Source organism: Pseudomonas sp. PDM32 (genome assembly GCF_019219225.1).
GTDB classification, from domain to species: Bacteria; Pseudomonadota; Gammaproteobacteria; order Pseudomonadales; family Pseudomonadaceae; genus Aquipseudomonas; species Aquipseudomonas laurylsulfatiphila.
On record NZ_JAHUWE010000051.1, the window covers coordinates 1 to 353 of the forward strand.

The window sequence follows — 353 nt, forward strand, 5'->3', positions numbered from 1 at the left end:
TCTTGATGTCCTTGGCGCATTCCGACATCAGTTGACGACCGATTTCGGTCGAACCGGTGAAGGACAGCTTGCGTACGATCGGGTTGCTGGTCAGTTCGCTGCCGATGTCGCCGGCGCTGCCGGAAACAACGCTGAACACGCCAGCCGGGATACCGGCACGCTGGGCCAGTTCGGCCAGGGCAAAGGCGGAGAACGGCGTTTGCGAAGCAGGCTTGAGCACCATGGCGCAACCGGCGGCCAGGGCCGGGCCGGCTTTACGGGTGATCATGGCAGCCGGGAAGTTCCACGGGGTGATTGCAGCGGTCACGCCGATTGGCTGCTTGATCACGATCAGGCGCTTGTCTGGCTGGTGG

1 protein-coding gene is annotated in these 353 nt (G+C 63.5%); it reads right to left on the minus strand.

Features of this window, described 5'->3' with window-relative positions:
- Positions 1–353, minus strand: a 353-nt coding sequence (locus KW846_RS30615; RefSeq protein WP_218486469.1) for an aldehyde dehydrogenase family protein, incomplete at both ends; no start/stop codon positions are given.